Source organism: Nocardioides sp., from assembly GCF_036274455.1.
GTDB lineage: Bacteria > Actinomycetota > Actinomycetes > Propionibacteriales > Nocardioidaceae > Nocardioides.
Genome location: NZ_DASUFR010000069.1, coordinates 1 through 13,855, shown reverse-complemented (window position 1 = coordinate 13,855; position 13,855 = coordinate 1). Strand labels below are relative to the sequence as shown.

General features: G+C 71.6%; 13 protein-coding genes. 11 read left to right on the top strand and 2 right to left on the bottom strand.

What is annotated here, in order from left to right; genetic code table 11:
- Positions 1-3: 3 nt before the first annotated feature.
- Entirely contained in the window at positions 4-138 is a 135-nt protein-coding gene (locus VFV89_RS06320; protein WP_329705067.1) for a hypothetical protein, read from the top strand.
- Between the two features lie 2 nt (positions 139-140).
- On the opposite strand, the gene VFV89_RS06315 is transcribed toward VFV89_RS06320, so the two are convergent.
- On the bottom strand, positions 141-797 hold the full coding sequence (locus VFV89_RS06315) for a pirin family protein (RefSeq protein WP_329705066.1): 657 nt from the start codon (positions 795-797) through the stop codon (positions 141-143).
- A 40-nt stretch (positions 798-837) separates the two neighbouring features.
- Between VFV89_RS06315 and VFV89_RS06310 the strand changes: the two genes are divergently transcribed.
- The 8 genes from VFV89_RS06310 (at position 838) to VFV89_RS06275 (ending at position 10,518) form a co-directional block, all read left to right on the top strand.
- Positions 838-2,181 (top strand): GH1 family beta-glucosidase, encoded by a 1,344-nt coding sequence (locus VFV89_RS06310; RefSeq protein WP_329705065.1) that lies wholly within the window; start codon positions 838-840, stop codon positions 2,179-2,181.
- A gap of 199 nt (positions 2,182-2,380) precedes the next feature.
- Positions 2,381-3,442, top strand: coding sequence for a sulfotransferase family protein (locus VFV89_RS06305; RefSeq protein ID WP_329705064.1), 1,062 nt, complete (start codon positions 2,381-2,383; stop codon positions 3,440-3,442).
- Positions 3,443-3,456: 14 nt separating this feature from the next.
- Entirely contained in the window at positions 3,457-4,377 is a 921-nt protein-coding gene (locus VFV89_RS06300) for a hypothetical protein (protein ID WP_329705063.1), read from the top strand.
- On the top strand, positions 4,377-6,008 hold the full coding sequence (locus VFV89_RS06295) for a hypothetical protein (RefSeq protein ID WP_329705062.1): 1,632 nt from the start codon (positions 4,377-4,379) through the stop codon (positions 6,006-6,008). The genes VFV89_RS06300 and VFV89_RS06295 overlap by 1 nt, the downstream gene beginning before the upstream one ends.
- Before the next feature lie 277 nt (positions 6,009-6,285).
- The gene (locus tag VFV89_RS06290) at positions 6,286-7,194 is read left to right on the top strand and encodes an ABC transporter substrate-binding protein (RefSeq protein WP_329705061.1); all 909 of its coding nucleotides are present in this window, start codon (positions 6,286-6,288) and stop codon (positions 7,192-7,194) included.
- Complete coding sequence (locus VFV89_RS06285) at positions 7,191-8,042, top strand: amino acid ABC transporter permease (RefSeq protein ID WP_329705060.1); 852 nt, start codon at positions 7,191-7,193, stop codon at positions 8,040-8,042. Before VFV89_RS06290 ends, VFV89_RS06285 begins: the two co-directional genes overlap by 4 nt.
- Before the next feature lie 5 nt (positions 8,043-8,047).
- Positions 8,048-8,782: an amino acid ABC transporter ATP-binding protein gene (locus VFV89_RS06280; protein ID WP_414690351.1), complete on the top strand. Its 735-nt coding sequence runs from the start codon at positions 8,048-8,050 to the stop codon at positions 8,780-8,782.
- 35 nt (positions 8,783-8,817) lie between these two features.
- Positions 8,818-10,518 (top strand): hypothetical protein, encoded by a 1,701-nt coding sequence (locus tag VFV89_RS06275; protein WP_329705058.1) that lies wholly within the window; start codon positions 8,818-8,820, stop codon positions 10,516-10,518.
- Here the strand turns inward: VFV89_RS06275 and VFV89_RS06270 are convergent.
- Positions 10,460-11,656 carry a MalY/PatB family protein gene (locus VFV89_RS06270; RefSeq protein ID WP_329705057.1) on the bottom strand — a complete coding sequence of 399 codons (1,197 nt, stop codon included), beginning with the start codon at positions 11,654-11,656 and terminating at the stop codon, positions 10,460-10,462. The genes VFV89_RS06275 and VFV89_RS06270 overlap by 59 nt on opposite strands.
- A 344-nt stretch (positions 11,657-12,000) precedes the next feature.
- Between VFV89_RS06270 and VFV89_RS06265 the strand changes: the two genes are divergently transcribed.
- Together VFV89_RS06265 and VFV89_RS06260 are read left to right on the top strand one after the other, a co-directional pair.
- On the top strand, positions 12,001-13,158 hold the full coding sequence (locus VFV89_RS06265; protein WP_329705056.1) for a CaiB/BaiF CoA-transferase family protein: 1,158 nt from the start codon (positions 12,001-12,003) through the stop codon (positions 13,156-13,158).
- A 1-nt stretch (position 13,159) separates the two neighbouring features.
- Positions 13,160-13,855, top strand: a 696-nt coding sequence (locus VFV89_RS06260) for a glutamine amidotransferase (protein WP_329705055.1), incomplete at its 3' end; no start/stop codon positions are given.

The window sequence follows — 13,855 nt, the reverse complement described above, 5'->3', positions numbered from 1 at the left end:
CCGGTGGTCGGCACCCCGGGTGGTCACTGCGGCTGCATCGCCGCCTCGATCGCTGCCTCGGTGACCGGGGCCGACAACCGCGCCGCGGCCGGGCTGTTCGCGATGCGGCACGGGCCGCTGCCCGCGACGCCCGGCTGACGTCAGGCGAACTGCCAGACCAGCAGCTCGGTCGGGACGCCGGCGATGACCTCGTGCGCGGGTTCGTCGGTGAACAGGAACGCATCGCCGACCTGCAGTGGCTCGGCCAGCGACGAGCGGAGGAGTGCGCCGCGGCCGACGAAGATGTGCGTCAGCGGACCGCTGGGGACGGTCAGCGCCTGGTTCGCGTCCAGGCGCGCCACCGAGAGGACCGCACCCGGCAGCGGCTCGGCCACCCGCACCAGCTCGCCCGTGGCCGGGTCCGGTGTCGCGACCGCGTACGACGGCTCGTGGGCTCCCGGCGCGTCCAGCCAGACCTGGACGAACCTGGTCTGCGGCGCGGCAGCGACCTCGGCGTGGGTGACGCCGGCGCCCGTGCGCAGGACCGCCACCTGGCCCGGCCCGACGCGCTGGGGTCCCGACGGGCCCTCGTGGTCGAGCGCTCCGCTCAGCACCCAGCTGACGATGACCAGACCAGCGTGGTCGTGCGGCGGGAAGCCTTCCCCCATGCGGAGGAGGTGGTCGTCGTGGCAGACCATCGGGCCGAACCGCACGTGATCGGCGTCGTAGTGCTCGCCGAACGAGAACGCGTGCGCGGTGAGCCGGCCCGGCGACCGGTCCACGAATCGGTCGGTTCCCCGGCGGATCGCGACGGACACATGACAGATTGTGCCTGTGGGGGAGTCACATCCTGACGCCATGCGCCCGTTCCCGCCCGGGTTCAGATTCGGCACCAGCACCGCGGCGTACCAGATCGAGGGCGCCGTCTCGAGCGACGGCAAGGGCCCCTCGATCTGGGACACCTTCACGGCGAAGCCGGGCGCGATCATCGACGGCTCGTCGGGTGCGCAGGCGTGCGACCACTACCACCGCTACCCCGAGGACGTCGCGCTGATGGGCGAGCTGGGCGCCAACGGCTACCGGTTCTCGATCTCCTGGCCGCGGATCCAGCCCTCGGGCAAGGGCCGGCCGAGCCCCAAGGGGCTGGCGTTCTACGACCGGCTCATCGACGCGTGCCTCGAGCACGGCGTGCAACCGATGACGACGCTCTACCACTGGGACCTGCCGCAGGCGCTCGAGGACGACGGCGGCTGGCTCAACCGGGCGACCATCGACGCGTTCGCCGACTACGCCGCGATCGTGGGCGAGCGGTTCGGCGACCGCGTCGAGCACTGGGTGCCGGTCAACGAGCCGAACGTCGTCACGATCATGGGCTACGCGATCGGGATGCACGCCCCCGGCCGGGCGCTGATGTTCGAGGCGCTCCCCGTGGCGCACCACCTGCTGGTCGCGCACGGCCGGGCCTCGATCGCGCTCCGCGAGTCGGTGCGCGGGCGGATCCCGAGCATCGGCTGCGCCAACAACCACGCACCGATGTGGCCGGCCAGCGACGACGAGGCCGACGTGGGCGCCACCAAGCTGTTCGACGGCCTCTGGAACGGGCTGTTCATGGAGCCGATGCTCCTCGGCCGCTACCCCGAGGACTGCCTGCCCCTGGTCGAGGACGCGATCCAGGACGGCGACCTCACCACGATCCGCCAGCCGCTCGACTTCTACGGCGTCAACTACTACAACCCGATGCGGATCGCGGCCACCGAGGAGGACTCCGAGCTCCCCTTCGAGTTCCGCCAGATCGTCGGCTACCCGGTCACCGACTTCGGCTGGCCGGTCGTGCCCGATGCGCTCCGGGAGTGGCTGGTCATGGCCCGCGCGCGCTTCCGCGCCGCCCTGCCCCCGCTGATGATCACCGAGTCCGGCTGCGCCTACAACATGGGCCCGGACGAGAACGGCGTGGTCGACGACCAGCCCCGGATCGACTACCTCGAGTCGCACCTCGACGCGGTGGCCAAGGCCATCGACCGGGGCGTCGACGTCCGCGGCTACTACTGCTGGTCGCTGATGGACAACTTCGAGTGGGCCGAGGGCTACACCAAGCGGTTCGGCCTCGTGCACGTCGACTTCGAGACCCAGAAGCGCACGCCCAAGCGGTCCTTCGACTGGTATCGCCAGTTCATCGCGACCCAGTCCGAGCGAGTCGACTGACCCACCGATCGATCGATCGGGCCGGCTCCCCACCGATCAGTCGATCGCACCGGATCCCCTCTGATCAGTCGATCGGGTGCCGGCCCCACCGATCAGTCGATCGGACCGGGTCCCCTCCGATCAGTCGATCGGACGAGGGGTCCACCGATCGATCGATGGGCTCGGCGAGCCTCCGGGGTGCGCCGTTAGGCTGCCGTGCGTGTTCGAGACCGTTCCGTTGACCACCCAGTCGAAACGCCGCGTGGTCTTCGTGGTCGGCTCGGGACGCAGCGGTACGTCGACGATGGCCGGGGCGCTGCAGGCGCTCGGCATGCACGTCCCGCAGCCCGAGGTGCGCGCCGACGAGACCAACCCGAAAGGGTTCGCGGAGTCCAAGTGGGTCGTCGACCTCCACCACGAGCTGCTGCAGCGGTGCCACGTGCAGGTCTCCGACTCGCGGCCCTCCGCGTGGTACGAGACGGGCAAGGCCAGTGCCTCGGGCATCACCCGGGCCCGGCTGACCGAGTGGCTCGGCCCTCAGTTCAAGGAGGCGGTCGGCGAGGAGCCCGCCATCGACGAGCTCGTGATCAAGGACCCGCGGCTGGCGTGGTTCCTTGGCCTGTGGAAGTCAGCGGCGCTGCGCTGCGACGCGCAGGCGTCGTACGTCACGATGCTCCGCCACGTCACCGAGGTGGTCGGCAGCAAGAAGCGCTACTACGCACCCGGCCAGACCGGCAGCGCGTTCAGCGAGGTCCAGCGGACCGCGGCCTGGGTGAACATGATGCTGCACACCGAGCGCGCCACCCGGTCCGGCAGGCGGGCCTTCGTGCGGTACGACGACCTGCTGACGGACTGGACGGTCCCGGTGTTCCGCCTCGGCCAGGAGCTCGACCTCGAGGCGGTCAAGGGTGCCAGCGCCAACACCATCCGTGCCGTGCACCAGTTCATCGACCCCGACCTCAAGCGGGTGGAGACCACGTGGGACGACGTCCAGGTCCCGGCCCGGCTCCGCGAGCTGGCCGAGGAGACGTGGACGGGGTTGAGCAAGCTCGCCGAGCCCGGCGGGGACACCCCCGACGTGCACGCGCTGCTCGACGAGGTGCGCGAGGCGTACGTCGCGTTCTACGACGAGGCCGAGGCCGTGGCGCAGTCGAGCGTGATCGCCGCCCGGCGCCAGGGACAGGAGCAGGGCCGGGAGCAGGCGCTCGCCGAGCGGCCGCCGCACCCGAGTGCCTTCACGGTCCGGGCGAAGCGTCGGATCCGCAGGACGCTGGGCAAGTAGGCGCGGACGCTGCGGTGGTCTCGACGAGCTCGACCGGCGGTGGGGCCGACCCCGCCGACTTCCCGATCCACTGGGCCTGGGAGGACGGGCCGCTCACGCCCGGGCTGACCTGCGTCTTCCGGGTCAAGAACGAGGCGCGCAACCTGCCCTGGGTGCTGCCGCCGATGTTCGACGCCGTCGACCACGTCGTCCTCGTGGACAACGGCTCCGGCGACGGCACCGCCGAGCTCGCCCAGCAGGTGGCGGACGAGCACCGGGCGACGGACCGGTTCACGCTCGAGCGCTACCCGTTCACGGTGGCGCGCGCGGGCACCGAGCACCTGAACACCCCGCCCGACTCGGTCCACTCGCTGACCTACTTCTACAACTGGTCGTTCTCGCACGTGCGCACGTCGTACTCGATGAAGTGGGACGGCGACATGGTCCTCACCGCCGAGGGCGTCGAGCTGCTGCGCGACCTGTCGTGGCAGCTCGAGGACTCCAACGCCGTGGTCGCGATCCCGCGCCACCCGATGTCGGTGGAGAGCGAGTCGGTGGCGTGGCTCGACCTCGGCTACCGGTTCCTCGAACCGTGGATCTACCCGATGGGGCCGGAGTTCACCTTCGTGAAGGCCTTCGAGTGGGAGGTCCGTGAGTTCCCGGCGACCAGCGAGCGGATCGTCGCGCCGGAGGGCATGTGCGTCGAGCTGAAGTGGCTCGACCAGGACGAGTTCGCGCACTGGAGCGACACCGCGTTCGACCCGGTCCGCACGCCGCGCAAGGCCCGCGAGATGGAGGTCATGAAGGCGCTCCACGAGGGCCGCGGCCACGAGATCGAGGGGCTGAAGCGGATCGAGGCGCCCGCCGGCGTGCACGTCGTCGACCACGTGACCAAGCACTGGATGCAGCTCGAACCACGACCGCTCACGCTGCGGCTCGAGCTCCAGGAGACCTGATGGGTCCCGGCCCGGCGCTCAACGCCTTCCTCGACGAGGCCCCACGGTCGCAGGCCGTGATCGGTCCGGACGGCCACGTGGACGCCGGGCGCTACGACCGCGTGGCGGTCACCGTGCGCGACCGGGGCGAGCTCCGGGCGCTGCGGATCCGGCCCGGCGTCCGTACGGCGGCGCTCGCCGTCTGGCTCGACGAGGCCACCTCGGCGCTGTCGTTCACGCCCCGGCCGGAGTGGCCGGCGCTGCAGCTGATCCGATCCCGGGCCGTCGACGGCGGGTGGCTGACCGTGCTGCGCTTCGAGTCGCCGGCCCCGGTCAACCGGGTGGTCCTCGAGCTGGGCCGGCAGTCGGTCTGGCCGGACCGGGTCGGCGACCGGGGCCTGGTCACCGACTTCTTCACCAGCGACAAGGTCCCCCGCGACGTGCTGCTCGTCGACTGGGTGGAGAGCCGTGACGAGGCCGACGTCGACATCACCGGCCGCGAGCCGCTGGTCGTCACCCAGCGCGATCGGTCGGGTCCGCTCGCCCTCGGCCCGCTGGACGAGCGGATCCTCAACCCGACGGGCTTCGACCCGGCGGCGACCGGCCAGGTGGTCGAGCTGGACGAGCTGGACTGGGGCCGCGGCCCGACCGAGGCGATGGTGCGGCGGCTCCGGCCGGCGCTCGGCGTACGCGCCGAGCCGTCGCAGGCACCCGCCCAGCCCGAGGCCCGCGCGATCGCCGGGCTCGCCATGGCCGGCGTCCCGATCACCGCCTCGCAGCTCGACCCCGAGGTGGCCGCGCTGCTCGGCGAGCGGGTTGCCGCCGCGCTGACCGCGCCGGTGGACCTCACCGAGCCGCAGGCCCGGGAGGAGCACAGCGTCGTGCTGCGCCGGGCGGCGCTCTCGGAGTTCTCGGTCACCGCGTGGCGACGCCGGCTCGGTGAGCTGACCGGTGTCCGGGTGCACCACCAGCCGTCGGTCTCAGTGGTGATGGCGACCCGCCGTCCCGACCTGCTCGAGCACGCGCTGGGGCATGTGGCCCGGCAGCGCGGCGTCGAGCAGCTGGAGCTGGTGCTGGCGCCGCACGGCTTCGAGCCGGACGCCGGACTGGTCCGCGAGCTGGCCGGCGACGTACTCGTGCAGCTGGTGCCGCAACCGGCCGAGACGTTCTTCGGCGACGTCCTCCACGCCGCCGCCGCCGCGGCCGGGGGCGACGTCGTCCTCAAGATGGACGACGACGACTGGTACGCACCGGACTTCGCGGCCGACCTGCTGCTGGCCCGCGCCTACAGCGGCGCCGAGCTGGTCGGCATGCCCGACGACGTCTACTACCTCGAGCCGTTGGACCTGACCGTGCGGCTCGGCGCGCCCAGCGAGGTCTACCGCGGGTTCGTCGCCGGCGGCACGATGCTGGTCGAGCGCGGGCTGCTGCACGAGGTCGGCGGCTTCCGGCGCGTACGCCGCCACGTCGACGCCCAGCTGATCCACGCGGTCCGGGTCGCCGGCGGCGAGATCTACCGGTCGCACGGCCTGGGCTACATGCTGCGCCGCACCGACTCCGGCCACACCTGGCAGGCCGACCTCGGCGACCTGCGCGATAGGGCCGCCGAGACCTGGCCCGGCTTCCGGCCCGGTCGGCTGATGGAGCTCTGACCCAATCGCGGTAGTCCGTGACGAAGTGGCTGCCCGAACACCGTTCTCCACAGCCAATTTGTCACGGACTACCCCGGTCGCGCGTCGACCTGCCGGTTCCCCCCGCTGGCAGCGCGTCGTGCTCGAGAGTTCTGCCGGGTCAGGGTGTGGCCGCGCGGGTCCCGGATGTTGCAGCGGCCGTTGGTAGGTGGGACACGCGCAGTAAGTAGACCGGCTCAGTAGGAATACCGTGGACGGGTCATGCCAGGGGGCCGGAGAGCGCCCTACGATCTCGCTCATGCGCGTGCGTACCGGTCTGGCCGTCCTGCCTCTCGTCCTCGTCCCGCTCGTGGCCTGTGCGCCGCAGGACGACGACAGCGGCAGCAGCGCCACCGACGAGACCTCGAGCGCGCCGACCGCGACCGAGAGCGCGGGCACGACCACCTCGGCCTCGCCGGTCGACGCGTGCGCGACCGACCAGCTGAACCTCAAGACCGCCGGGCAGCTGACCGTCGGCACCGACTCACCGGCCTACGACCCGTGGTTCAAGGGCAACGACCCGTCCAACGGCAAGGGCTATGAGTCGGCGGTCGCCTACGAGGTGGCGAAGCGGCTCGGCTTCGGTGCCGACCAGGTGACGTGGGTGAAGGTCCCGTTCAACACCTCGTACAAGCCGGGGGACAAGGACTTCGACTTCGACATCAACCAGATCACGATCACGCCGGAGCGTGCCGAGGTGGTCGACTTCTCCGACAGCTACTACGACGGCAGCCAGGGCATCATCGCCATGAAGGACTCCGACGTCGCGAAGGCCACCTCGGTCGACGACCTGGCCTCGTTCAAGCTGGGTGCCCAGACCGGGACGACCTCGCTCTCCGCGGCGCGCGACATCGTGTCCGACCCGATGGTGTTCGAGGACACCAACGCCGCCAAGCAGGCGCTGGTCAACGGCCAGGTCGACGCGATCGTCGCCGACCTGCCGACGGCGGTCTTCATCAGTGAAGCCGAGATCAAGAACAGCACTGTGGTCGGCCAGTTCATCGACCCGAAGATCGGTCCCGACCAGTTCGGAATGCTGTTCGCGAAGGGCAACCCGCTGGTCTCCTGCGTCAACTCGGCGCTGGCGGCGATGACGTCCGACGGCACCATCGACGCCCTCCAGGCCCAGTGGCTGGCCGACTACCAGGCCGTGCCCGTGCTGCAGTGACGGACGGCTGGACCCCGAGCGCGCACGAGCTCGAACGCCGGGCGCTGCGGCGCTCGCAGCGGATCAGGTCGACCCTGATCGCGACGGCGGTGACCGTCGTGGTCTTCGGTGCCATCGTCGCCGCGATCCTGGCCTCGCCGGGCTGGCCGAGCGTGCACGCGCTCTTCTTCAGCGGTCATCATGCGCGCGCGTCCTTCCACGCGATCCTGGAGGGCTTCTGGATCAACGTGAAGCTGTTCCTCATCTGCGAGCCGTGCATCCTCGTCCTCGGCCTGGCGGTCGCCCTGGCCCGCAGCTCGCGCTCGCCGTGGCTCACGCCGCTGCGCCTGGCCGCGGTGGGCTACACCGACGTCGTCCGCGGCATCCCGACGATCCTGCTGGTGGTGCTCTTCGCCTTCGGCTTCCCGGCACTGAGGCTGCAGGGCGTCCCGAACAGCCTGCTGTTCTGGGCCGGGGTGGCGCTGGTCGTCTCCTACGGGGCCTACGTCGCCGAGGTGTTCCGTGCCGGCATCGACTCGATCCACCCCTCGCAGCTCAACAGCGCCTCGGCGCTCGGGCTGAGCCGGGGGCAGGCGATGCGGTTCGTGGTCGTGCCACAGGCGGTACGCCGCGTCGTACCCCCACTCCTCAACGACTTCGTCTCCTTGCAGAAGGACACCGCGCTGGTCTCCTCGGTGGGTCTCTTCGACGCGCTCTTCAGCGCCCGCGACTACGGGAACTACAACTTCAACTACACCCCGCTGGTCGTGGTCGCGGGCTTCTTCATCGTCTGCACCGTGCCGCTGGCTCGGCTCTGCGACTGGCTGCAGCGGCGCTGGATGGAGCGCGAGCGGGCTGGTGCCCTGTGAGCGCGCTGCTCGAGGTCTCCGACCTGCGCAAGGCGTACGGCGAGAAGGTCGTCCTCGCCGACATCGACCTGACCGTCGACCGGCACGACGTCATCTGCCTGATCGGCTCGTCGGGGTCGGGGAAGTCGACGCTGCTGCGCTGCCTCAACCTCCTCGAGCAGATCGACGACGGTGTGATCCGGTTCGACGGCGCCGAGATCTCCGACCCGCGGGTCGACCCGCGTTCGGTACGCCGGCGGATCGGCATGGTCTTCCAGGCCTTCAACCTGTTCCCGCACCTGACCGTGCTCGACAACTGCGTGCTGGCGCCGGTACGGGTGCACGGCGTCCCCCGCTCCGAGGCGGTCGCCCGGGCCACCGAGCTGCTGTCCCGGTTCGGCCTCGCCGACCAGATCGCCAAGCACCCCGACCGGCTCTCCGGCGGCCAGCAGCAGCGGGTCGCGCTGGTCCGCGCCCTCTGCACCGAGCCCGAGCTGCTGCTCCTCGACGAGATCACCGCGGCCCTCGACCCGGAGCTCGTGGGCGACGTGCTGACCATCGTCCGCGACCTCGCCGAGGCCGGGACGACGATGGTGCTGGCCACCCACGAGATGAGCTTCGCCCGGGAGGTCGCCACCAGCGTCTGCTTCCTCGACGGTGGCCGGATCCTCGAGCACGGCCCACCCGGGGAGCTGCTGGTGGCTCCCGAGCAGGAGCGCACCCGGCAGTTCCTGCGCCGCGTGCTTCCTCCGTCGGGTTGAGCCGGTCCGGCTCCGGCGCGACGTACATTCGACGGGTGCGCCCTCGTCCGGCACTCCTCCTCGGAGCCCTCGTCGCCCCTGCCCTCCCCGTGCTGCTGGCCTCCCCGGCAGACGCGGCCGACCCGTACATCATCTGCGTCAACAGACCCGGCGACCCGGACTGCCAGGAGCGGCCCGCGACCATCCCCGCCGCGGTGTCGATCGCGCAGATGGACGGCCTGGACAGTGTCATCAGGATCGGTCCGGGGACCTACACCGACGGACCGTACGTGTTCGACGGCTCGGCGTCGTCGCTGACGATCCAAGGGTCCAACAACGGCGCCGGACCCAACGCCACCCTGCTGAAGGGCGGCGCCGCCGCGCCGTACGTCAGCGGCACCAACGTCACGATCCGCAACGTCCGGGTCGAGGTCAGCGGCTCCGGCGCCCAGGGAATCGCGCTGCGCGGCGCGGGCTCGATCGCGCAGAACGTGATCGTCGCCGACGACCCGGCGGCGCCCGCGTCGACCGCGGTCGGCATCGGCCTCGAGACCGGCGCCAAGGTGACCAACTCGATCGTCAATCTCTACCGCGGCTCCGGCAACACCGGCGTCGACCAGGCCTCGGGCCCTGCGCAGGTCTCCCGGGCGACGGTGCGCACGTCGGGCACCGGCGTGGTCGCGGGCGGCGGTGCCCTGGCGATCGACAACACCGTGCTCAACCTCGACACGAGCGGCCAGACCGGGCTGCGTGCGGAGGCCGGCTCCACCGTCGACGCGCGGCACCTGACCGTGGTGGGTGGCACCGGTGGCTCGCGTGGCGTCCTCGCGACCTCGTCGGGCGCCGCGGCCGCGGTCAGCCTGGTCAACTCCATCGTGTGGGGGCCGGCGGTGTCCGTGGCGGCCGCCGGGGCGGCAGCCTCGGTCAATGTCCACCACACCGACTTCCAGACAACCGACGAGAGCAACAGCGGCTCGGTGACGCAGAACGGCGGCGCCAACCTGGACGTCGACCCGGCGTTCATCGACCCGGTGTCCAGCGGCCCCGGCGGGGGCGACCTCGCGCTGCGTTCCGGCTCCCCGGTCGTCGACAAGGGCGACCCGCTGACCAGCACCAACGACGACCGCAATGGTGATGGGCGCGCCTTCGACGGTGACGGCAACGGCTCGCCGATCCCCGACCTCGGCGCCTACGAACTGCGCGACATCAAGCCACCGGTCACGACCTTCGTGGCCCGCCCACCGGCCGCGACCAACGACAACACGCCCGTCTTCCAGTTCCGGAGCGAGCACGGCGCCCGGTTCGAGTGTCGCCTCGACGCCGGCGCGTTCCAGCCGTGCAGCAGCCCGACGACCACCACGCCGCTTCCCGACGGGCCGCACACGTTCAGCGTCCGGGCCACCGACGCGGTCTTCAACGTCGAGCCGAACCCGCCGACGACCGGCTTCACCGTCGACACCAAGGCACCCGACACGGCGTTCACCAAGAAGCCGCCCAAGCGGTTCCACAAGGCCAAGGTGAAGTTCAAGTTCGTCTCCACCGAGCCGGGCACGAAGTTCCAGTGCAGGCTCGACAACCTGCCGTGGCGCAGCTGCCACTCGCCGTTCCGCCACTCGGTCAAGGTCGGCAAGCACCGGCTGCTGGTGCGGGCGGTCGACGCCGCCGGCAACCAGGACCGCTCACCGGCGCGCTACAAGTTCAAGCGGGTGGCGCGCCCGAAGCACCACCATCATCACCACCACCGCGACCACCGGTGAGCGCCGCGGCCATCCGCCGGACGATCTCGGTGAGCCGCTCCGGTGAGGTGGCGATGTTGAGCCGCACGTGGCCGCCGAGGCCGGGCCAGTAGGCCTGCCCGGGCGAGACCCGGACGCCGCCGCGCAGAAGGACCTCGGCCGGGTCGTCGTGGCCGTAGGCGCGGAGGTCGAGCCAGGCCATGTACGTCGCCTCGAGCGGCCGCATCCGCGCCTGCGGGAGGTTCTCGGTCAACAGCCGCCCGAGCAGCATGCGCTGCTGGTCGAGCCGCTCGACCAGCGCCGCGAGCCACGGGTCACCCTCGGTGTAGGCCGCCACCGCAGCGACCACGCCGAGCGACCCCCACGAGTCGTTCTGCGCCATCGGGATCTCGACCAGCCGGTCCCGGGTCGCGTCGTCGCCGGTCACGATCTGCGCGCACTTCAGCCCGGGGATGTTGAACGCCTTCGACGCCGCCACGACCGCGACCGCGTGGTCCGCGGTCCCCTCCAGGGAGAGGTAGGACACGAACTCGGCGCCCGGCAGCACGAGCGGGGCGTGGATCTCGTCGCTCACCACCCGGGCGCCGTGGCGCACGACCACGTCACGGATCCCCTCGAGCTCCTCCCTGGTGTGCACGTGGCCGGCCGGGTTGTGCGGCTGGGTGAGCAGCAGCGTCCGCGCGCCGCGCGCGAACAGCCGGTCCAGCTCGTCGAGGTCGACGACGTAGCGGTCGGCGTCCGGCTCGACCGGCAGGTCCCACTGCTCGCGCCCGGTGATCCGGCCGAGCCCGTGCTGCGGGTCATAGGCCGGCAGCGGCAGCACCATGGGTGCCCGCTCGCTCAGCACCTCGAGCGCGATCCGCACGCCCACGGTCACGTCCGCGGTGGGGAGCACCCGGTCCGGCGGCACGTCGGCCTCGAAATGACGGAGGGCGAAACCGGCGTACGCCTCCCCCAGCTTGCCGCCGGACCGGACGAAGGCCGGGTACCCCACCTCGCCCCGGTCAACCGCGTCGCGCAGAGCCGAGGTGATGGGCTCCGCGATCGCGTAGTCCATCTCGGCCACCCAGGCCGGCAGCACTCCGGGCTCGGTCTCGCCCCACTTGAGGACGAGGGCGGCGCGGGCCTCCTCGTCGGTCAGGTCACGGATCAGGCTCACTCGGTCATCCAACCGTGAGCGCGGAGACGCACGATGCCGGGGTGGACCTGGACCCAGGGCCGATCACTCACCCCCGGGACGGCGGGCGGGCATGCCGGACGGCACGAGCACTGACCGGCTCGTGGGCGGCGCTTGCGTGTGTCAGCGCTTGCCCGGCGACGAAGGACGCGCGCCCTTCGGTCTCGACGACTCGTCCTCAGCAGGCCGTGACGGCCGGTGTCCCCCCAGAATCACAGCAGGAAACTATCCGATCGGAGGATGCGCAACCATCCTCAAACCGGGTGATTCGCGCACTTTCGGACACGCCCGGGGGGACCTCTCGATCGTCTGCCATGCTGCCCGGAATGACTATCGAGCTGGGCGGCGGCACCGGTCCCCTGCGCGGGGTCAGGGTCGTCGAGATCGCGGGCATCGGCCCCGGACCGCACGCGTGCATGATCCTGGCCGACCTCGGCGCCGACGTGGTCCGGGTCGAGCGGCCTGGCGGCCAGCTCCTCTCCGGCGGCGCCACCATGGTGCTCAACCGGGGCCGGCCCAGCGTGGCCCTCGACCTGAAGCGGCCCGAGGCGGCAGCCGTCGTGCTCGAGCTGGCCGGCGGCGCGGACGTGCTGGTCGAGGGGATGCGGCCTGGGGTGGCCGAGCGGCTCGGCATCGGGCCCGAGCAGTGCCACGAGGTCAACCCGCGGCTGGTCTACGGCCGGATGACCGGCTGGGGCCAGGGCGGCCCGCTGGCGCAGGCGGCCGGCCACGACATCAACTACATCTCGGTGGCCGGTGCGCTGTTCGGGATGGGCCAGACGCCGGACCGGCCCCAGTTCCCGGCGAACCTGGTCGGTGACTTCGGCGGCGGGTCGACCTACCTCGTCATCGGCATCCTCGCCGGGCTGCTCGAGGCCCGTGTCTCCGGTCTGGGCCAGGTCGTGGACGCGGCGATCGTCGACGGCACCGCGCACCTCAACGCGATGACCTCGGCGTTCCTGGCCGGTGGCGGCTACCAGGAACGCCGGGGTGCCAACCTGCTCGACGGTGGCGTCCCGTTCTACGACGTCTACGAGACCTCGGACGGGCGGCACGTCTCGGTGGGTGCACTCGAGCCGCAGTTCTACCGGGTGCTGCTGGAGACGCTCGGGATCGAGGACACCGCTCCCGGGCAGGACGAGCTGGACCGCTACGACGAGCTGCGCGCGCTGCTCACCGACACGTTCAGGCAGCGGACCCAGGCCGAGTGGGTCGAGCTGTTCGAGGGCACCGACGCGTGCGTAGCCGGAGTCATCCCGGTGAGCGAGGCCGCCGGGCATCCGCACCTCGTCGCGCGGCGTACGTTCGTCGAGCACGCGGGAGTCGTGCAGCCGCAGCCCGCGCCCCGCTTCTCGCGGACCCCGCCCACGCTCGGGCTCCCTCCGTCTCCCGAGGCGGGCACGCACACCCGCGAGGCGCTGACCGCGTGGGGGATCTCCGACGTCGACTCGCTGATCGAGCGAGGCGTGGCCGTCCAGGTGTGAGATGAGGCCCTTCCTGTTCCTCGGCATCCGTGCGCACGACGAGCCGGCGGACGACGAGTACGCCGCGGTCCTGCGGTGCGCCGGCCTCGACGAGCGCGACGTGCGCCGGGTACGGCTGGAGCGCGACGAGCTCGGCCCGGTCTCCCTCGACGACTGGTCGGGGATCGTGCTCGGCGGCGGGCCGTGGAACATCAGCGACCCCGACCCGCTGAAGGACGAGGCCCAGCGCCGCGGTGAGACCCGGCTGCGCGAGCTGGCCCTGCAGGTGGTCGAGGCCGACTTCCCGTTCCTGGGCGCGTGCTACGGCATCGGCACCCTGGGCACCCTGGCGGGCGGTGTGGTCGACCGGGAGTACTCCGAGCCGATCGGTCCCATGACGATCGAGCTCAGCGCCGAGGGCCGCGCCGACCAGCTCTTCGGCGTACTGCCGGCCAGCTTCACCGCCCTGCTCGGCCACAAGGAGGCGGTCTCCCGGCTGCCCCGCGGAGCGGTGCTGCTGGCGTCGTCCGCCACCTGCCCGGTCCAGGGCTTCCGGATCGGCCGCAACGTCTACGCCACGCAGTTCCACCCCGAGCTGGACGTCGAGGGCATCTGCCTGCGCATCGACATCTACCGCCACCACGGCTACTTCGACCCGCCCGAGGAGGCCGAGCGGATCCAGGCGATGGCGCGTCGCAGCCACGTCGAGCACCCGCCC